Below are 18611 nucleotides of genomic sequence, written 5' to 3'. Positions count from 1 at the left end.
GACAAGCGCGGGGAGGACGAACGTGACCACGGCGATGAAGCTGGGTGCCGTCATCATCACGATGGGCAACCGGCCCGACGACCTGCGCGCGCTGCTGGAGTCGGTGGCCAAGCAGGAGGGCGAGCCGGTCGAGGTCGTCGTCGTCGGCAACGGCGCCCCCGTCACAGGGGTGCCCGAGGGCGTTCACACCATCGACCTGCCCGAGAACCTCGGCATCCCCGGGGGCCGCAACGTCGGCATCGAGGCGTTCGGCCCCGGCGGCCCGTGCGGGCCCGTCGACGCCCTGCTCTTCCTCGACGACGACGGTCTGCTCGAACGCGACGACACCGCCGAGCTGATCCGCGAGGCCTTCGCCGCCGATCCGAGGCTGGGCATCATCAGCTTCCGGATCGCGGACCCCGAGACCGGTCTCACCCAGCGTCGGCACGTCCCGAGGCTGCGCGCCTCCGACCCGATGCGGTCCTCGCGCGTGACCACCTTCCTCGGCGGCGCGAACGCCGTGCGCAGCCAGGTCCTCACCGAAGTCGGCGGACTGCCCGACGAGTTCTTCTACGCGCACGAGGAGACCGATCTCGCCTGGCGGGCCCTCGACGCCAACTGGATGATCGACTACCGTTCCGACATGGTGCTGCTCCACCCCACCACGCCACCGTCCCGGCACGCGACGTACCACTACAACGTGGCCCGCAACCGGGTATGGCTGGCCCGGCGTAACCTCCCCGCTCTGCTCGTTCCGGTCTACCTCGGTGTCTGGCTGCTGCTGACCCTCGCGCGACGTCCCTCGGGCCCCGCGCTCAAGGCGTGGCTCGGCGGTTTCCGGGAGGGCTGGGCCACCCCCTGCGGACCGCGCCGGCCCATGAAATGGCGTACGGTGTGGCGGCTGACCCGACTGGGACGCCCGCCCGTCGTCTGACACGTGGTGCCCGACCTGCCGCGCATCTGAATACGAAAGTTCCGACCTGTGAGTGACACAACCCACGACGGCGGGGTCGCGACCAGCGCCCCGCCATCCGCCGACGACGGCCTGCCCCCGGCCGAGCTGGCCGCGAAGTACGGTCTGTCGGTCAGCGGCGCCCGGCCCGGGTTCTTCGAGTACATCCGCCAGCTCTGGGGGCGGCGCCACTTCATCCTCGCCTTCTCCTCGGCGAAGCTGACGGCGCAGTACAGCCAGGCGAAGCTCGGCCAGATCTGGCAGGTGGCGACCCCCCTGCTCAACGCGCTGGTCTACTTCCTGATCTTCGGCCTGATCCTGGACGCGGGCCGGGGCATGGAGACCAAGGTCTACATCCCCTTCCTGGTGACCGGCATCTTCGTGTTCACCTTCACCCAGAGCTCGGTCATGGCGGGCGTGCGGGCGATCGCGGGCAACCTCGGCCTCGTACGGGCCCTGCACTTCCCGCGCGCCTCGCTGCCCATCTCGTTCGCGCTGCAGCAGCTCCAGCAGCTGCTCTTCTCCATGATCGTGCTGGCCGCGGTCGCGATCGCCTTCGGCAGCTACCCCTCGATGAGCTGGCTGCTGCTGATCCCCGCGCTGTTCCTGCAGTTCGTGTTCAACGTCGGTCTGGCCATGATCATGGCCAGGATGGGCTCCAAGACCCCCGACCTCGCCCAGCTCATGCCGTTCGTCATGCGCACGTGGATGTACGCGTCCGGCGTGATGTTCTCGATCCCGGTGATGCTCGCGGACAAGCCGGCCTGGATCGCCGACGTGCTCATGTACAACCCGGCCGCCGTCTACATGGACCTGGTCCGCTTCGCGCTGATCGACGGTTACGGCGCCGAGAACCTGCCCTCGCACGTCTGGGCGACCGCCCTGGGCTGGGCCCTGGCGATCGGCATCGGCGGCTTCGTCTACTTCTGGAAGGCCGAGGAGAGGTACGGCCGTGGCTGACTCCACCCAGGGACTCGTTCCCACCGTCATCGCCGACGACGTCCACATCGTCTACCGGGTCAACACCGGTGGCGGCGGCAAGGGCAGCGCCACCGCGGCCCTCAGCCGCATGCTCGGCCGCGGCAAGGCCGAGGTCACCCGGGGCGTGCGCAAGGTGCACGCCGTGCGAGGCGTCACCTTCACCGCGTACCGCGGCGAGGCCATCGGCCTCATCGGCAGCAACGGATCCGGCAAGTCGACCCTGCTGCGCGCCATCGCCGGCCTGCTCCCCACCGAGAGCGGCAAGGTCTACACCGACGGCCAGCCCTCGCTCCTCGGCGTCAACGCGGCGCTGATGAACGACCTGACCGGCGAGCGCAACGTGATACTCGGCGGCCTTGCCATGGGAATGAGCAGGGAAGAGATCCGCGAGCGCTACCAGAGCATCGTCGACTTCTCGGGCATCAACGAGAAGGGCGACTTCATCAGCCTTCCCATGCGGACGTACTCCTCCGGCATGGGCGCCCGGCTCCGGTTCGCCATCGCGGCCGCCAAGAACCACGACGTCCTCATGATCGACGAGGCGCTCGCGACCGGTGACCGCAAGTTCCAGATCCGCTCCGAGCAGCGCATCCGGGAGCTCCGCAAGGAGGCCGGCACGGTCTTCCTGGTCAGCCACAGCAACAAGTCGATCAGGGACACCTGCGACCGCGTCCTGTGGCTGGAGAAGGGCGAGCTCCTCATGGACGGTCCCACCGAGGAAGTCCTGCGGGCGTACGAGCGCGAGACCGCGAGGTAACACGCCGAACCGCGTACGCCAGGCCCCCGCCGACCCCCGGCGGGGGCCTTCGCGTTCCCCGGGCCGCGCCCGGCCCCCACCTGGAATGTTCATGCGGTCAACATCGGGCAGGATGAGCGCATGGCAGCGATCTCGGGGGGAAAGTCCTATCACCACGGCGATCTGCGCAACGCGCTGATCTGTGCCGCCGTCGACCTCGCCACCGAGGGCGGTCCCGAACGGGTCGTGCTGCGCGAGGCCGCCCGCAGGGTCGGCGTCTCGCCCACCGCCGCCTACCGGCACTTCGACGGCCGGGGCGAGCTGCTGGGAGCCGTCAAGGTCCACGCCCAGCGGGCGCTCGCCGATTCCATGGAGCGCGCCGCCGCCCGGGTCCCGGGCGCCGACGACCCCACCGTCGCCGCCGAACTCCGCCTCGCCGCCCTCGGCCGCGGCTACGTCGGCTTCGCCGTGGACCAGCCCGGCCTCTACCGGGCGGCCTTCTGCACCCCGCCCCCGGCCTGTGGCGAGGCCTGGGCGCCCCCCGGCCGTCCGGTCGAACCCGAACCCGAGATCCGCGCGTTCGCCCTGCTCACGGACGCCCTGAACGCCCTGGCGGGGGCGGGCAGCGGCCCGCGCCGTGCCCGTCCGGCCGCCGCGCCCGCGGCGTGGTCGGCCGTCCACGGACTGTCACTCCTGCTGCTCGACGGCCCGCTCGGCCGCCTCCCGGAACAGCGCCGTGCCGCGGTCGTCGAGTCCACCCTCGCCCTGGTGGTCTCCGGCGCCCGTGCCGACCGGCGGTCGTCGGAAATCTGAACTGCCGCCTGCTGTCACAGGGTTGACGCGACCTGTGGGGTCTTCCCGGAGCGTCCACCACCCCGACGAGGCACTCGGCGCTGTACAACGTAAGCTGTACCGGTGCTGATTCGTGGCAAGTGGGGCGATAACTCCTGGGCGCCCCCGCCCCTCGGGCGGCGAGCCCCGGCGTGGCCCGGTGGCGTGTCCGAAATAGGATGGATTGGATCGGCAGTGTAGAACAGGAGATATGACGGCCATGACGCGAAATCTCCAGCTCCACGAGGGTGTCGCCGTCCCCGCGTCGGGCAGCGGCCAGTGACGCCGACCCGACAGGCACGCGCCGACGCCTCCTCTCGCGCCACGCTCGACAAGGCCGCGGACGAGAACTTCCCCGTGGCGCCCTTCTTCCTCCCGCGCGCGTGGCGCGACGACCTCATGGCCGTCTACGGCTACGCGCGGCTCGTCGACGACATCGGCGACGGCGACCTCGCCCCCGGCGGAGCCGACGCCCGCCATCTCGGCGTCGCCCCCGAACGGGCCGAGGACCGCCTCGCCCTGCTCGACGCCTTCGAGGCCGACCTCCTGCGGGTCTTCGACGGCACCCCGCACCACCCGCTGCTCCGCGCCCTCCAGCCGACCGTGCGGCGCCGCGCCCTCACCCCCGAGCCCTTCCTCGGCCTGGTCGAGGCCAACCGCCAGGACCAGCTCGTACGCCGCTACGAGACGTACGACGACCTCGTGGCGTACTGCGAACTCTCCGCCAACCCCGTCGGCCGGCTCGTCCTCGGGATCACCGGAACGGCCACCCCCGAGCGCATCCGCCGCTCCGACGCCGTCTGCACCGCCCTGCAGGTCGTCGAGCACCTCCAGGACGTCGCCGAGGACCTCGGCCGGGACCGGATCTATCTGCCCGCCGAGGACATGAAGCGCTTCCACGTCACCGAGGACGATCTCGCCCGCCCGACCGCCAACGCCTCCGTACGCGCCCTGATCGCCTTCGAGGCGGCGCGCGCCCGAGCCCTGCTCGACGACGGAGTTCCCCTGGTGGGGAGCGTGCACGGCAGGCTGCGGCTGCTGCTCGCCGGCTTCACGGCCGGCGGAATCGCGGCGCTCGACGCCGTCGCCGCCGCCGGGGGCGGGTTCGACGTCCTGGCCGGGCCGCCCAGGCCCGCCAAGCGGAGTGTGATGCGGGAAGCGGGATCGATTTTGCTCAGAGCGCGGAGAGAGGGGTGAGCCGGACCGTGGAGGGACAGACGGAGACGTCCGCGCCGGTACAGGCCGCGTACAGCTACTGCGAGGCCGTCACCGGACAGCAGGCCCGCAACTTCGCCTACGGGATCCGGCTTCTGCCGACCGAGAAGCGACAGGCCATGTCCGCGTTGTACGCGTTCTCGCGGCGCGTCGACGACATCGGCGACGGCACGCTCGCCCCCGAGGCCAAGCGGGACCGGCTCGAAGGGACCCGCGCGCTCCTGGACCGGATCCGCCGGGGCGGGGTCGACGAGGACGACACCGACCCCGTCGCCGTCGCCCTGGCCGACGCCTCCCGGCGCTTCCCGATCCCGCTCGACGGGCTCGACGAGCTGATCGACGGCGTCCTGATGGACGTCCGCGGCGAGTCGTACGAGACCTGGGACGACCTCAAGGTCTACTGCCGGTGCGTCGCCGGCGCGATCGGGCGGCTCTCGCTCGGAGTGTTCGGCACCCAGCCGGGCGCGCAGGGCGTCGAACGCGCCCCCGAGTACGCCGACACCCTCGGGCTTGCCCTCCAGCTCACCAACATCCTCCGGGACGTACGCGAGGACGCCGGCAACGGGCGCACCTACCTGCCCGCCGACGACCTCGCCAAGTTCGGCTGCGGCGAGGGCTTCGGGAGTGCGAACCCGCCCGCCGGCTCCGACTTCACCGGCCTCGTCCACTTCGAAGTCCGCCGCGCCCGCGCCCTGTTCGCCGAGGGATACCGGCTCCTGCCCATGCTCGACCGGCGCAGCGGCGCCTGCGTCGCCGCGATGGCAGGGATCTACCGCCGCCTCCTCGACCGGATCGAGCGCGACCCGGAGGCGGTACTGCGCGGCCGGGTCTCGCTCCCGGGGCGCGAGAAGGCGTACGTCGCGGTGCGCGGCCTCTCCGGACTCGACACCCGGAACGTCTCCCGACGGGTTGTCAGGAGGCGTGCCTGATGCGCGCGTACGATCCCGGGCACCGGGCAACCCTCCGCCGCCGGGCGGCGTCCCTGACTGCGACCCTCCGAGGGGAGGCCTCGTGACCACCGACGGCACCACACCGCACCGCGCGGCCGGGGCCGGCGCGACCGCCGTCGTGATCGGCGGCGGACTCGCCGGGATCACCGCAGCGCTCCAACTGGCCGACGCCGGAGTGCGCGTCACGCTCCTCGAAGGCCGGCCGAGGCTCGGCGGACTCGCGTTCTCCTTCCGCCGCGGCGAGCTCACCGTCGACAACGGGCAGCACGTCTACCTGCGCTGCTGCACCGCCTACCGGTGGTTCCTCGACCGCGTCGAAGGTGCCCACCTGGCGCCCGTCCAGGACCGGCTCGACGTGCCCGTGCTCGACGTCGCCCACCCCCGGGGCCCCCGCCTCGGACGGCTGCGGCGCACCGGCCTGCCCGTACCGCTGCACCTCGCCGCGAGCCTGGCGACCTACCCCCACCTCTCCCTCGCCGAGCGCGCGAGCGTCGGCCGGGCCGCGCTCGCCCTGAAGGGGCTCGACCCCGCCGACCCCGCCCTCGACGGCATCGACTTCGCCACCTGGCTCGGCCGCCACGGTCAGTCCCCGCGCGCCGTCGAGGCTCTCTGGGACCTCGTCGGCGTCGCCACCCTCAACGCCACCGCCCCGCACGCCTCCATGGGCCTGGCCGCCATGGTCTTCAAGACCGGCCTGCTCTCCGAACCGGGCGCCGCCGACATCGGCTGGGCCCGCGTCCCCCTCGGCGAGCTCCACGACACCCTCGCCCGCAAGGCCCTCGACTCCCTCGGCGTACGGACCGAACTGCGTACCAAGGCCGAGCGGATCGCCCGTGGCGAAGACGGCCGGTGGAGCGTCGAGGTGCCGGGCGAGACCATCGCGGCCGACGCCGTCGTGCTCGCCGTACCGCAGCGCGAGACCCGCGAGCTGATCCCCGAGGGCGCCCTCGACGATCCCGACCGGCTCCTGGACATCGGCACCGCGCCGATCCTCAACGTGCACGTCGTCTACGACCGCAAGGTGCTGAGGCAGCCCTTCTTCACCGCGCTCGGCTCACCGGTGCAGTGGGTCTTCGACCGTACCGACTCCTCCGGTCTCAAGGGCGCAGGACAGTACCTGGCCGTCTCCCAGTCCGCCGCCCAGGAGGAGATCGACACGCCCGTCTCCGTACTGCGCGAGCGCTACCTCCCGGAGCTGGAGCGCCTGCTGCCCGCCGCACGCGGCGCCGGGATCCGGGACTTCTTCGTCACCCGGGAGCGGACAGCGACGTTCGCCCCCACCCCGGGCGTCGGGCGGCTCCGCCCCGCCGCCCGCACCCACGCCCCCGGCCTGTACCTGGCCGGCGCTTGGACCGCCACCGGCTGGCCCGCGACCATGGAGGGTGCCGTCCGCAGTGGTTTCAGCGCCGCGGGCGCCGCGCTCTCCGCCCTCGGCCGCCGCCATGAACATCCGCTGCAGGAGGCGGCATGAGTGTGAGTACTGGAACAAGAGGAGAGACCGTGCCGACTGTGCCCCCGGTGAACCCGGCCGTCGACACCGCGGACGTCACCGCTCTGCTGGATCGCGGGCGGACCCTGTCCACCCCCGTCCTGCGGGCGGCCGTCGACCGGCTCGCCCCGCCCATGGACACCGTGGCCGCCTACCACTTCGGCTGGATCGACGCCCACGGCAACCCCACCGAGGGGGACAGCGGCAAGGCCGTCAGGCCCGCTCTCGCGCTGCTCTCCGCCGAGGCCGCGGGCGTCGCCCCCGAGGTCGGTGTCCCCGGTGCCGTCGCCGTGGAGCTCGTCCACAACTTCTCGCTGCTGCACGACGACCTGATGGACGGCGACGAGCAGCGGCGCCACCGCGACACCGTCTGGAAGGTGCACGGCCCCGCGCAGGCGATCCTCGTCGGCGACGCGCTCTTCGCGCTCGCCAACGAGCTGCTGCTCGAACTCGGCACCGTCGAGGCCGGCCGCGCCACCCGCCGGCTGACCACCGCCACCCGCAAGCTCATCGACGGGCAGGCCCAGGACATCTCCTACGAGCACCGCGAGCGGGTCACCGTCGAGGAGTGCCTGGAGATGGAGGGCAACAAGACCGGCGCCCTGCTCGCCTGCGCCGTCTCCATCGGCGCCGTCCTCGGCGGGGCCGACGACCGCACGGCCGACAAGCTGGAGGAGTACGGCTACCACCTCGGCCTCGCCTTCCAGGCCGTCGACGACCTCCTCGGCATCTGGGGCGACCCGGAGTCCACCGGAAAGCAGACCTGGAGCGACCTGCGTCAGCGCAAGAAGTCCCTGCCCGTCGTCGCCGCCCTCGCGGCCGGCGGCCCGGCCTCCGAGCGGCTCGGCGAGCTCCTCGCCGCCGACGCCAAGAGCAGCGACTTCGACTCCTTCTCCGAGGAGGAGTTCGCCACCCGCGCGGCCCTCATCGAGGAGGCCGGCGGCCGCGAGTGGACCTCCGAGGAGGCCCGCCGTCAGCACACCGTCGCCATCCGCGCCCTGCACGAGGTGGACATGCCCGAGCGCGTCCGGGCCCAGCTCATCGCGCTCGCCGACTTCGTCGTCGTACGGAAGAGATGATCACCATCACCCTGATATGAGTGCGCAGTCGCCGGCCGGTGCCACCGGGCATCGGCCGACGGCAGACCCGAAGAAGCAGAAGCATTCGACTGCACGAAGGGGAAGCCATGACAGCGACGACCGACGGAAGCGCCGGGGCCGTGGGCCCCCGGGCAGCCGCGGCCAGCGACACCACCGCCACCGCGCCGGCGACCGGCCTCGACGAGGCCGCGAAACGGGCCGCGGAACGCTCCGTCGACCATCTGCTCGGCCTTCAGGACGCCGAAGGCTGGTGGAAGGGCGACCTGGAGACCAACGTCACCATGGACGCCGAGGACCTCCTGCTGCGCCAGTTCCTCGGCATCCTCGACGCGGAGACCACCCGGGCCGCCGCCCTGTTCATCCGCGGCGAGCAGCGTGAGGACGGCGCCTGGGCCACCTTCTACGGCGGACCCGGCGAGCTCTCCGCCACCATCGAGGCCTACGTGGCGCTGCGCCTCGCCGGGGACCTCCCCGAGGCCGCCCACATGGCCCGCGCCGCCGCCTGGGTCCGCGAGCGCGGCGGGATCGCCTCTGCCCGGGTCTTCACCCGGATCTGGCTCGCCCTCTTCGGCTGGTGGAAGTGGGACGACCTGCCCGAGCTGCCGCCCGAGCTGATCTTCCTGCCGAAGTGGTTCCCGCTCAACATCTACGACTTCGGCTGCTGGGCACGGCAGACCATCGTGCCGCTCACCGTGGTCTCCGCCAAGCGGCCGGTGCGCCCCGCGCCCTTCCCGCTGGACGAGCTGCACACCGACCCCGCCCGCCCGAACCCGGTGAAGCCCTCAGCTTCGGTGGCGAGTTGGGACGGCGCCTTCCAGCGGCTCGACAAGGCGCTGCACCTCTACCACAAGGTCGCCCCGCGCAGGCTGCGCAAAGCCGCCATGAACGTGGCCGCCCGCTGGATCGTCGAGCGCCAGGAGAACGACGGCTGCTGGGGCGGGATCCAGCCCCCCGCCGTCTACTCGGTCATCGCCCTGCACCTCCTCGGCTACGACCTGAACCACCCGGTCATGCGGGCCGGGCTGGAGTCCCTCGACCGGTTCGCCGTCTGGCGCGAGGACGGCTCGCGCATGATCGAGGCCTGTCAGTCGCCCGTCTGGGACACCTGTCTGGCCACCATCGCCCTCGCCGACGCGGGCCTAGCCGCCGACCACCCGGCCCTCGTCCGCGCGGCCGACTGGATGCTCGGCGAGGAGATCGTCCGGCCCGGCGACTGGACCGTCCGCAGGCCCGGACTGGCCCCGGGCGGCTGGGCGTTCGAGTTCCACAACGACAACTACCCGGACATCGACGACACCGCCGAGGTCATCCTCGCCCTCCGCCGCGTCCGCCACCCCGACCCCGGCCGGGTCGAGTCGGCCGTCGCCCGCGGCACCCGCTGGACCCTCGGCATGCAGTCGAAGAACGGTGCCTGGGCCGCCTTCGACGCGGACAACACCAGCCCCTTCCCCAACCGGCTGCCGTTCTGCGACTTCGGCGAGGTCGTCGACCCGCCCTCGGCCGACGTCACCGCCCATGTCGTGGAGATGCTCGCCCACGAGGGCCAGGCCCACCACCCCCGTACCCGCAGGGGAATCGAGTGGCTCCTCGCCGAACAGGACCCGAACGGCGCCTGGTTCGGACGCTGGGGCGTCAACTACGTCTACGGGACCGGCTCGGTGGTCCCGGCGCTCACCGCGGCCGGGCTGCCCCGCTCCCACCCCGCGATCCGCCGCGCCGTCGCCTGGCTGGAGTCCGTACAGAACGAGGACGGCGGCTGGGGCGAGGACATGCGCTCGTACTCGGACCGGGCCTGGATCGGGCACGGCGCCTCGACCGCCTCCCAGACCGCCTGGGCGCTCCTCGCCCTGCTCGCGGCCGGCCGGCGTGACTCCAGGGCCGTGGAGCGGGGCATCACCTGGCTCGCCGGGACACAGCGCCCCGACGGCTCCTGGGACGAGCCGTACTTCACCGGGACCGGCTTCCCCTGGGACTTCTCCATCAACTACCACCTCTACCGGCAGGTGTTCCCGCTCACGGCGCTCGGCCGCTACGTGAACGGCGAACCCGCCGTCGCCAGGGAGGGATGATGGGCGAAGAGCCGGAGCCCCCGGCCGGCTCCTCGGCGCCGCTGCTGATCGCCTGCGCGCTCGGCATCGAGCAGCTCGCCCTGCGCAGCGGCGAGCGCGCCGGGGCTCCCGGCGCGTTCACCGTAGTCCGTACGGGCATGGGCCCGGCCCACGCCCGCAGGACCGTCGCCCGTGTCCTCGGCCGGGAGCCCTGGCGGGACGCCGTCGTCGTCGCCGCGGGCTTCTGCGCCGGTCTCGCCCCCGGGATGCACCCCGGGGACCTGATCGTCGCCGACGAGACCCGCGGCGGACCGGACGGCGTCACGTCCTGCACCGGGACGGAGCTCCTGGTGAAGGCCCTGACCCGGGCGCTCCCCGGGCGGACCGTCCACACCGGCCCGCTGGCCGGCTCCGACCACGTCGTGCGCGGCCACGAGCGGGCCGAGCTGCGCGCCACCGGGGCGATCGCGGTGGACATGGAGTCCGCCGCCACGCTCCGTACCGCGCTGGCCGCCGGGCCCCGCCCGGTTGCGGCCGTACGGGTGGTCGTGGACGCTCCAGAACATGAACTGGTCCGGATCGGCACGGTACGCGGTGGAATATCGGCTTTCCGTGTTCTTCGTGCCGTCCTTCCCGCATTCTTCGAATGGCACCGTTCTTTGCTGCTCCCCAGGAGGTGAGCGAGTTATGGCCATGCCGCTCCGTCAGTCCATCCGGGTCGGGACCTATCTCATCGAACAGAAGCTCCGCAAGCGGGACAAGTTCCCGCTCATCGTCGAGCTGGAGCCGTTGTTCGCCTGCAACCTCAAGTGCGAGGGCTGCGGAAAGATCCAGCACCCGGCCGGTGTGCTCAAGCAGCGGATGCCGGTCGCCCAGGCCGTCGGCGCCGTCCTGGAGTCCGGGGCGCCGATGGTCTCCATCGCGGGCGGCGAGCCCCTGATGCATCCTCAGATCGACGAGATCGTGCGCCAGTTGGTGGCGAAGAAGAAGTACGTCTTCCTCTGCACCAACGCGATGCTGTTGCGCAAGAAGCTGGAGGACTTCACCCCCTCCCCGTACTTCGCCTTCGCCGTGCACATCGACGGGCTGCGCGAACGGCACGACGAGTCCGTCGCCAAGGAGGGCGTGTTCGACGAGGCGGTGGCGGCGATCAAGGAGGCCAAGCGGCGCGGCTTCCGCGTCACCACCAACTCGACCTTCTTCAACACCGACACCCCGCAGACCATCATCGAGGTCCTCAACTACCTCAACGACGACCTCCAGGTCGACGAGATGATGATCTCGCCCGCCTACGCCTACGAGAAGGCGCCGGACCAGGAGCACTTCCTCGGTGTCGAGCAGACCCGCGAGCTCTTCAAGAAGGCCTTCGCCGGCGGCAACCGGGGCCGGTGGCGGCTCAACCACTCCCCGCTCTTCCTGGACTTCCTCGAAGGCAAGGCCGACTTCCCCTGCACGGCGTGGGCGATCCCGAACTACTCGCTCTTCGGCTGGCAGCGCCCCTGCTACCTGATGAGCGACGGCTACGTCCCCACCTACCGGGAGCTCATCGAGGAGACGGACTGGGACAAGTACGGCCGTGGCAAGGACCCGCGCTGCGCCAACTGCATGGCCCACTGCGGCTACGAGCCGACCGCCGTCCTCGCCACCATGGGCTCGCTGAAGGAGTCCCTGAGGGCGGCCCGCGAGACCGTCTCCGGGAACCGCGGATGACGTGACGGGTACGGGAGGGCCCGCGACACCACCGGGCGCGGCCCTCCCGCACGGCCGAACGACGAAAGGGGGCCGAGCATGACGATTCTGGAGAACATCCGGGGGCCGCGCGACCTCCGGCCGCTCAGCGGCGCGGAGCTCGACGAACTGGCCGCGGAGATCCGGCAGTTCCTGATCCACGCCGTCGCCAGGACGGGCGGCCACCTGGGGCCCAACCTCGGGGTGGTGGAGCTGACGGTCGCGCTGCACCGGGTCTTCGACTCGCCCGACGACCGCATCCTGTGGGACACCGGGCACCAGAGCTACGTCCACAAACTGCTCACCGGCCGCCAGGACTTCTCCAAGCTGCGCAGCAAGGGCGGACTCTCCGGCTATCCCTCGCGGGAGGAGTCGGAGCACGACGTCATCGAGAACTCGCACGCCTCGACCGTCCTCGGCTGGGCCGACGGACTGGCCAAGGCCAACGAGGTGTCCGGCCGCCTCGACCACGTCGTCGCGGTCATCGGCGACGGCGCCCTGACCGGCGGCATGGCCTGGGAGGCGCTCAACAACATCGCCGCCGCCCGGGACCGGCCCCTGATCATCGTCGTGAACGACAACGAGCGCTCCTACGCCCCGACGATCGGCGGCCTCGCCCAGCACCTGGCCGCCCTGCGTACCACCGACGGGTACGAGCGCGTCCTCGCCTGGGGCAAGGACGTCCTCCAGCACACCCCCGTGATCGGGCAGCCGCTCTACGAGTCGCTGCACGGCGCCAAGAAGGGGTTCAAGGACACGTTCGCTCCGCAGGGACTCTTCGAGGACCTGGGGCTCAAGTACGTCGGTCCCGTCGACGGCCACGACATCGCGGCGGTCGAGTCCGCGCTGCGCCACGCCCAGCGCTTCAACGGGCCCGTCCTCGTGCACTGCCTCACCGAGAAGGGCCGCGGCTACCGGCCCGCCCTGGAGGACGAGGCGGACCGCTTCCACGCCGTCGGCGCCATGGACCCGCTGACCTGCGCACCGCTCGCCCCCTCGGCCGGGCCCTCCTGGACCTCCGTCTTCGGCGAGGCCATCGCCGAGATCGGGGAGGAGCGGCCGGACGTCGTCGCGATCACCGCGGCGATGCTCCACCCCGTCGGCCTGACGACGTTCGCCGAGCGGTTCCCCGACCGGGTCTGGGACGTCGGCATCGCCGAGCAGCACGCCGTCGTCTCGGCCGCGGGCCTGGCCGCCGGGGGACTCCACCCCGTCGTGGCGGTGTACGCGACCTTCCTCAACCGCGCCTTCGACCAGCTGCTCATGGACGTAGCCCTGCACCGGTGCGGGGTCACCTTCGTCCTGGACCGGGCCGGCGTCACCGGCACCGACGGCGCCTCGCACAACGGCATGTGGGACCTCTCCGTCCTCCAGGTCGTGCCGGGCCTCCGGATCGCCGCTCCGCGCGACGCCGAGGAGCTGCGCGCCCAGCTGCGCGAGGCCGTCGACGTCGACGACGCCCCGACCCTGCTGCGCTTCCCCAAGGAGACGGTGGGGGAGCCGGTCCCGGCCGTACGGCGGATCGGCGGGACGGACGTCCTCCTGGAGCCCCCGGAGCCGGACGCGGACGTGCTCCTCGTCTCCGTCGGCGTCATGGCCGAGGTCTGCCTCCAGGCCGCCGATCTGCTCGCCGGACGCGGCATCCGGTGCACCGTCGTCGACCCGCGCTGGGTCAAACCGGTCGACGAGGCCCTCGCCCCGCTCGCCGAGCGGCACCGGCTGGTCGCCGTCGTCGAGGACGGCATCCGCACCGGCGGCGTCGGCGCCGCCGTCGGCCAGACGCTGCGCGACGCCGGCGTCGACGTCCCGCTGCGGACCTTCGGGATCCCCGAACAGTTCCTCGGCCACGCCAAGCGGGGCGAGGTGCTCGCCGACCTCGGCCTGACCCCGGTGGAGATCGCCGGACGGATCAGCGCCGCACTGACCCGGAAGAAGGGGCGATGAGCCAGGAGTTCGACCTCGCGGCACTGCTCGCCGAACGCGGCGCGGAGCGCTACGACCTGCATACCCGGTACCTCAACCACCAGCTCCCGCGCATGCTGCACACCATCGGCTTCGACAAGGTCTACGTACGTGCCGAGGGCGCCCACTTCTGGGACGCCGAGGGCGGCGACCACCTCGACATGCTGGCCGGCTTCGGCGTCATGGGCCTGGGCCGGCACCACCCCGTCGTCCGCAAGGCCCTCCACGACGTCCTGGACGCCTCGCTCGCCGACCTCACCCGTTTCGACTGCCAGCCGCTGCCCGGGCTGCTCGCCGAGAAGCTGCTCGCCCACAGCCCGCACCTCGACCGCGTCTTCTTCGGCAACAGCGGTACGGAGGCGGTGGAGACCGCCCTGAAGTTCGCCCGGTACGCCACCGGCAAGCCCAGGATCGTCTACTGCTCCCACGCCTTCCACGGCCTGACCACCGGCTCCCTCTCGGTCAACGGCGAGAAGGGCTTCCGGGACGGCTTCGCCCCGCTGCTGCCCGACACCGCGATCGGGCTCGGCGACCTGGACGCCCTGGAGCGCGAACTGCGCAAGGGCGACGTCGCCGGGTTCGTCGTCGAGCCCATCCAGGGCAAGGGGGTGCACGAGGCCCCGCCCGGCTTCCTGCGCGCCGCGCAGGAGCTGCTCCACCGGCACGGGGCCGTACTCATCGCCGACGAGGTGCAGACCGGTCTCGGCAGGACCGGGGACTTCTACGCGTACCAGCACGAGGACGGCGTCGAACCTGATCTGCTCTGCGTCGCCAAGGCGCTCTCCGGCGGGTACGTGCCGGTCGGCGCGACGCTCGGCAAGGACTGGATCTTCAAGAAGGTCTACTCGTCCATGGACCGCGTCCTCGTCCACTCCGCCAGTTTCGGATCGAACGCGCAGGCCATGGCCGCCGGGCTCGCCGTGCTCTCGGTCATGGAGAACGAGGGGACGGTGGCGCACGCACGCAGGATCGGCGAGCTGCTCTCCACCCGCCTCAAGGAGCTCGTGCCCCGCTACGAGCTGCTGCACGAGATCCGAGGGCGTGGCCTGATGATCGGGATCGAGTTCGGGCGGCCCTCCTCGCTGGGCCTGCGCAGCCGGTGGACGATGCTGCAGGCCGCCCGGAAGGGTCTCTTCGCGCAGATGGTCGTCGTGCCGCTGCTCCAGCGCCACCGGATCCTGACCCAGGTGTCGGGGGACCATCTGGAGGTGATCAAGCTCATTCCGCCGCTGATCATCGACGAGGCGGACGTGGACCGCTTCGTGACCGCGTTCACGGCCGTGATGGACGACGCCCACGGAGCCGGCGGACTGATGTGGGACTTCGGAAGGACGCTGGTCAAGCAGGCGGTCGCGCAACGCTGACCGTCGGGCCCTCCGGGGGTTTTGCCTCTGAGGCAAGAAACTTGCCTCAGAGGAAAGTTCCTGGCGGAATGGAGGCATGGCACACCTCCACGCGGAGCAGTCCGCGGACCCCGCCGCACCGGACGCGTCCGACTCCCTGCCGGACGCGCCGCATGTCGCGCCGCAGCTCCGCGCCCTGCGCAGACGCCGCGGGCTGACCCTGGAGGTCGCCGCCCAGCGGGCCGGGCTCTCCCCGGCCCATCTCTCCCGGCTCGAGACGGGGCACCGCCAGCCTTCGCTCCCGATGCTCCTCGCCCTCGCCCGTATCTACGGTACGACGGTCTCCGAGCTCCTGGGCGAGGTTCCGCCCGAGCGTGATCCGATCGTCCGGGCGGACCGGTCCGAGCCCGTCGAGGCGGACGGCTGGACCTACCGCCAGGCCGGCGGGCCGGGCCGCGCCCTGCAGGCGCTCCGCGTCCACGTCCCGTACGCCACCAAGGCCGACATCGTGCGCGTCCACCCCGGCGAGGAGTGGCTCCACGTCCTCGACGGGCAGGTGCGTCTCGCCCTCGGTGACGCCGTGTACGTCCTGGATCCCGGGGACAGCGCCCACTTCGACTCGCTCACCCCGCACCGGATCGGCGCCGTCGGCCGCGGCGGGGCCGAGCTGCTCTTCGTCCACACGCTCATGCAGAGCCCCGCCGCCGAGCTGTGCCTCGGCGACGGAGCCCCGCATCTGCGCTGAACTCCGGAAAGGGGTCGATATGTCCGAGAAGTCCGCGCCGGTCACCGGCGAGGAGCGCGAGGCCGGCAAGTTCCCCAAGGGGCTGGTGCTCCGGCTCTTCGCCTATCTGGTGGCCGGGCACCTGTTCGCCGGCTTCCTCTATCTGCTCTTCATGCTCGGCGGGCAGAACCGGTAGCGGGCGGGCCGGGGGTCCGGGTCACACCGCGACGACGAGACGCTCGCGCAGCCGCGCCCGCGTCTCCGGGGCGAGCTTCAGGCCGTCCGTGAGGTAGCCCTCGACCGTCCCCCAGGTCTGCGTCATCGTCTCGAACGCGGCCCGCAGGTACGCGACCCGCGCGTCGAAGAGCGGGCTGAGCAGCTCCATCACTTCGGGTGCCATGGCGTCCGCGGAGGTGGAGCTGCGCTGCACCTTGTAGCGGCGGTGCGGGTCGTTCGACTTCACGTAGTCCGCCTCGATCGCCTCGCGCTCCACGCCCACCGCGAGCAGAGAGATGGCGATGGAGAGGCCGGCGCGGTCCTTGCCTGCCGCGCAGTGCATCAGCGCCGGGACGCTGTCCTCGGCCATGGCGTGCAGGATGCCGCTGTGCTCCGCGGTCCGCTCGACAATCATCTTCCGGTACGAATCGGACATTCGCGCCGCCGCCTTACCGTCGCCGAGGATGCCCCGGAGCTGCTCCAGCCCGCCGCTCCTGACCAGCCTCCAGAACTCCTTGCCGTCGGCCGGGTCGTTGAGCGGTATGTTCACGTTCCGCACGCCGGGCAGTTCGACGTCCGGACCCTCGATCTTGCGGTCGGCCGCATTGCGGAAGTCGAAGATCGTGTGCAGCCCGAGGGTGGAGAGGAACGCGGCGTCCTCCTCGGTGGCGTGCGCCAGGTGGCCGCTGCGGAAGAGGCGGCCGAACCGCACCGAACCGCCGTCCACGGTCGGCAGTCCGCCCACGTCCCTGAAGTTGCGCACCCCGGTGAGCTCGGGTTCGGTCGACGGGGCCTGGGGCAGCTGCTGCGTCACGAGTGCTCCTGAAGTTCGGCGGATCGGGATCGACTGCTGATCGACTCCTGGACCAATCATCCCGGGCGGTCGGGCCTGCGCCTACCCCCGGGGTATGGGAATGGGTGTTCTGTCCGAATTGGGCCCTTAGGTATAACGCGCCCTGGTTGCAGGGGAGATGGGATTCGGTGCGTGAGCAGCGTCATAGAGGTGACGGACCGTGCCTGATCGTCTTGCGCAATCCCCGTACCGGAAAAGGAGATCGAGGTGACGTCCTCCACGGAGGGTGACCGGAATTCGGCGCGAAATTCCCGCCCGTGATTGCGAACGAAAAGAGGCGGCTTGTTCGCCCCGACCCGCTCGTCTAGCGTCACGCTCAATCCGGTCGGACCCGCCGAATCCTGCCACCGCCCGGAATCCGCACCCACCCACGTACGGCAGGAGCGGGGGACCCAGGTAGTACGCCGTTCCGGTCGTTCCGGACGGCTCGGGGTGAAGCCGCGTGAAACGCGGCCGGACATCTCCAGTTCGAACCCGACAGCTCACCTCGCAGGCGACGGAGAGGAATTCGCCATGCCCGCAAAGGGTAAGCACCGCCGTCCCAAGGCCAACCCGCTCACGCGTGGATTCGTCGCCGCCGGTACGGGTGGCGCCGTCGTCGCCCTGCCCCTGCTCGGTGCGACCGGAGCCCACGCCGCCGACAAGGCCGCCCCGTCCGTGACGTCCCACCAGGCCGTCGCCTCCGTCGCCGCGACCCCCGCCAAGGCCCCGGCCGCCGGGAAGACCGCCAAGCCGAAGACGTACTCCGTCGTCCGTGGCGACTACCTGTCGAAGATCGCCGCCGAGCACCACCTCGCGGGCGGCTGGAAGAAGCTCTACGCGGACAACCGCCAGGTCGTCGGCGAGGACCCGTCGCTGATCCTTCCCGGCATGAAGCTCACCCTCGGTGCCAAGTCCACCGCCAAGGCCGCTCCGAAGGCGGCCCCCAAGGCCGCTCCGAAGGCGGAGAAGTCCTCCTCCGACACGCGCGCCTCCCGCTCCGCCGAGCGTGACCCGGCCGGCACCGCCGCCCCGGCGTCCGCCCCCGCGCAGGCCTCGTCCTCCGGCTGGGTCGCCCCCGTCGGCGGCGGCATCTCCACCCCGTACCGCGCCTCCGGCGCCATGTGGTCCTCCGGCTACCACACCGGTGTCGACTTCATCGCCTCGTCCGGCACCTCGGTCAAGGCCGTCGGCGCGGGCACCGTCTACTCCGCGGGCAACAGCGGCTCGTACGGCAACGAGGTCGTCATCCAGCACGCCGACGGCACGTTCTCGCAGTATGCCCACCTGTCCTCCCTGAACGTCTCCGCCGGCCAGACCGTCACCGGCGGCCAGGAGATCGGTCTCTCCGGCTCGACCGGCAACTCCACCGGTCCGCACCTGCACTTCGAGATCCGTACCGGCCCGAGCTACGGCTCGGACATCGACCCGCTGGCCTACCTGCGCTCGCACGGCGTCAGCATCTGACACACCGGCAGCACCCGCGGCGGCCCGGCACTCACCAGTGCCGGGCCCCCGCGTGTAT

At 71.7% G+C, this 18611-nt stretch carries 17 protein-coding genes and 1 riboswitch; of the genes, 16 read left to right on the top strand and 1 reads right to left on the bottom strand.

The window, feature by feature from the left end:
- The first annotated feature begins 34 nt into the window (after nucleotides 1-34).
- The 15 genes from ACF1G2_RS03955 (at nucleotide 35) to ACF1G2_RS03885 (ending at nucleotide 16234) form a co-directional block, all read left to right on the top strand.
- Nucleotides 35-913 (top strand): glycosyltransferase family 2 protein, encoded by an 879-nt coding sequence (locus ACF1G2_RS03955; protein ID WP_391797031.1) that lies wholly within the window; start codon nucleotides 35-37, stop codon nucleotides 911-913.
- A 48-nt stretch (nucleotides 914-961) separates the two neighbouring features.
- A complete protein-coding gene (locus ACF1G2_RS03950; protein WP_391796704.1) occupies nucleotides 962-1891 on the top strand; it encodes an ABC transporter permease in 930 nt (309 codons plus the stop codon).
- Nucleotides 1884-2669, top strand: coding sequence for an ABC transporter ATP-binding protein (locus tag ACF1G2_RS03945; RefSeq protein WP_391796703.1), 786 nt, complete (start codon nucleotides 1884-1886; stop codon nucleotides 2667-2669). Before ACF1G2_RS03950 ends, ACF1G2_RS03945 begins: the two co-directional genes overlap by 8 nt.
- Before the next feature lie 120 nt (nucleotides 2670-2789).
- Nucleotides 2790-3461, top strand: a complete 672-nt coding sequence (locus ACF1G2_RS03940; RefSeq protein WP_391796702.1) for a TetR/AcrR family transcriptional regulator — start codon at nucleotides 2790-2792, stop codon at nucleotides 3459-3461.
- 297 nt (nucleotides 3462-3758) lie between these two features.
- Nucleotides 3759-4676, top strand: coding sequence for a squalene synthase HpnC (hpnC, locus tag ACF1G2_RS03935; RefSeq protein WP_391796701.1), 918 nt, complete (start codon nucleotides 3759-3761; stop codon nucleotides 4674-4676).
- A complete protein-coding gene (gene hpnD, locus ACF1G2_RS03930) occupies nucleotides 4673-5623 on the top strand; it encodes a presqualene diphosphate synthase HpnD (protein WP_391796700.1) in 951 nt (316 codons plus the stop codon). The genes hpnC and hpnD overlap by 4 nt, the downstream gene beginning before the upstream one ends.
- 82 nt (nucleotides 5624-5705) lie before the next feature.
- Nucleotides 5706-7115: a hydroxysqualene dehydroxylase HpnE gene (hpnE, locus tag ACF1G2_RS03925; RefSeq protein WP_391796699.1), complete on the top strand. Its 1410-nt coding sequence runs from the start codon at nucleotides 5706-5708 to the stop codon at nucleotides 7113-7115.
- A complete protein-coding gene (locus tag ACF1G2_RS03920) occupies nucleotides 7112-8212 on the top strand; it encodes a polyprenyl synthetase family protein (protein WP_391796698.1) in 1101 nt (366 codons plus the stop codon). The genes hpnE and ACF1G2_RS03920 overlap by 4 nt, the downstream gene beginning before the upstream one ends.
- A gap of 107 nt (nucleotides 8213-8319) precedes the next feature.
- Complete coding sequence (gene shc, locus ACF1G2_RS03915) at nucleotides 8320-10302, top strand: squalene--hopene cyclase (RefSeq protein ID WP_391796697.1); 1983 nt, start codon at nucleotides 8320-8322, stop codon at nucleotides 10300-10302.
- On the top strand, nucleotides 10302-10961 hold the full coding sequence (locus ACF1G2_RS03910; RefSeq protein ID WP_391797030.1) for a 1-hydroxy-2-methyl-2-butenyl 4-diphosphate reductase: 660 nt from the start codon (nucleotides 10302-10304) through the stop codon (nucleotides 10959-10961). The genes shc and ACF1G2_RS03910 overlap by 1 nt, the downstream gene beginning before the upstream one ends.
- A gap of 7 nt (nucleotides 10962-10968) precedes the next feature.
- The gene (gene hpnH, locus ACF1G2_RS03905; protein ID WP_391796696.1) at nucleotides 10969-11991 is read left to right on the top strand and encodes an adenosyl-hopene transferase HpnH; all 1023 of its coding nucleotides are present in this window, start codon (nucleotides 10969-10971) and stop codon (nucleotides 11989-11991) included.
- Between the two features lie 78 nt (nucleotides 11992-12069).
- Complete coding sequence (gene dxs, locus ACF1G2_RS03900) at nucleotides 12070-13953, top strand: 1-deoxy-D-xylulose-5-phosphate synthase (RefSeq protein ID WP_391796695.1); 1884 nt, start codon at nucleotides 12070-12072, stop codon at nucleotides 13951-13953.
- Nucleotides 13950-15335 carry an aspartate aminotransferase family protein gene (locus tag ACF1G2_RS03895; RefSeq protein ID WP_391796694.1) on the top strand — a complete coding sequence of 462 codons (1386 nt, stop codon included), beginning with the start codon at nucleotides 13950-13952 and terminating at the stop codon, nucleotides 15333-15335. Before dxs ends, ACF1G2_RS03895 begins: the two co-directional genes overlap by 4 nt.
- A 76-nt stretch (nucleotides 15336-15411) precedes the next feature.
- A complete protein-coding gene (locus ACF1G2_RS03890; RefSeq protein WP_391796693.1) occupies nucleotides 15412-16059 on the top strand; it encodes a helix-turn-helix domain-containing protein in 648 nt (215 codons plus the stop codon).
- Between the two features lie 19 nt (nucleotides 16060-16078).
- Nucleotides 16079-16234, top strand: coding sequence for a DUF6126 family protein (locus tag ACF1G2_RS03885; RefSeq protein ID WP_391796692.1), 156 nt, complete (start codon nucleotides 16079-16081; stop codon nucleotides 16232-16234).
- Between the two features lie 21 nt (nucleotides 16235-16255).
- Here the strand turns inward: ACF1G2_RS03885 and ACF1G2_RS03880 are convergent, their stop codons facing one another.
- Nucleotides 16256-17068, bottom strand: a complete 813-nt coding sequence (locus ACF1G2_RS03880) for a tyrosine-protein phosphatase (protein WP_391796691.1) — start codon at nucleotides 17066-17068, stop codon at nucleotides 16256-16258.
- 361 nt (nucleotides 17069-17429) lie between these two features.
- A riboswitch (cyclic di-AMP (ydaO/yuaA leader) is annotated at nucleotides 17430-17616 on the top strand.
- A gap of 4 nt (nucleotides 17617-17620) precedes the next feature.
- Here ACF1G2_RS03880 and ACF1G2_RS03875 point away from each other — a divergent pair.
- A complete protein-coding gene (locus ACF1G2_RS03875) occupies nucleotides 17621-18553 on the top strand; it encodes a peptidoglycan DD-metalloendopeptidase family protein (RefSeq protein WP_391796690.1) in 933 nt (310 codons plus the stop codon).
- Nucleotides 18554-18611 lie beyond the last annotated feature (58 nt).

This window comes from Streptomyces sp. NPDC013457 (assembly GCF_043089925.1).
GTDB lineage: Bacteria > Actinomycetota > Actinomycetes > Streptomycetales > Streptomycetaceae > Streptomyces.
The sequence above is the reverse complement of the archived record's forward strand: the minus strand, read 5'-3'. Positions and strand labels throughout refer to the sequence as shown.

Excerpts from the sequence above, each read along its gene's own strand:
- ACF1G2_RS03910 (WP_391797030.1), top strand. The coding sequence starts at position 10,302 with ATGGGCGAAGAGCCGGAGCCCCCGGCCGGCTCCTCGGCGCCGCTGCTG.
- ACF1G2_RS03940 (WP_391796702.1), top strand. The coding sequence starts at position 2,790 with ATGGCAGCGATCTCGGGGGGAAAGTCCTATCACCACGGCGATCTGCGC.
- ACF1G2_RS03885 (WP_391796692.1), top strand. The coding sequence starts at position 16,079 with ATGTCCGAGAAGTCCGCGCCGGTCACCGGCGAGGAGCGCGAGGCCGGC.
- ACF1G2_RS03875 (WP_391796690.1), top strand. The coding sequence starts at position 17,621 with ATGCCCGCAAAGGGTAAGCACCGCCGTCCCAAGGCCAACCCGCTCACG.
- hpnH (WP_391796696.1), top strand. The coding sequence starts at position 10,969 with ATGGCCATGCCGCTCCGTCAGTCCATCCGGGTCGGGACCTATCTCATC.
- dxs (WP_391796695.1), top strand. The coding sequence starts at position 12,070 with ATGACGATTCTGGAGAACATCCGGGGGCCGCGCGACCTCCGGCCGCTC.
- ACF1G2_RS03890 (WP_391796693.1), top strand. The coding sequence starts at position 15,412 with ATGGCACACCTCCACGCGGAGCAGTCCGCGGACCCCGCCGCACCGGAC.
- shc (WP_391796697.1), top strand. The coding sequence starts at position 8,320 with ATGACAGCGACGACCGACGGAAGCGCCGGGGCCGTGGGCCCCCGGGCA.
- ACF1G2_RS03895 (WP_391796694.1), top strand. The coding sequence starts at position 13,950 with ATGAGCCAGGAGTTCGACCTCGCGGCACTGCTCGCCGAACGCGGCGCG.
- ACF1G2_RS03955 (WP_391797031.1), top strand. The coding sequence starts at position 35 with ATGAAGCTGGGTGCCGTCATCATCACGATGGGCAACCGGCCCGACGAC.
- ACF1G2_RS03920 (WP_391796698.1), top strand. The coding sequence starts at position 7,112 with ATGAGTGTGAGTACTGGAACAAGAGGAGAGACCGTGCCGACTGTGCCC.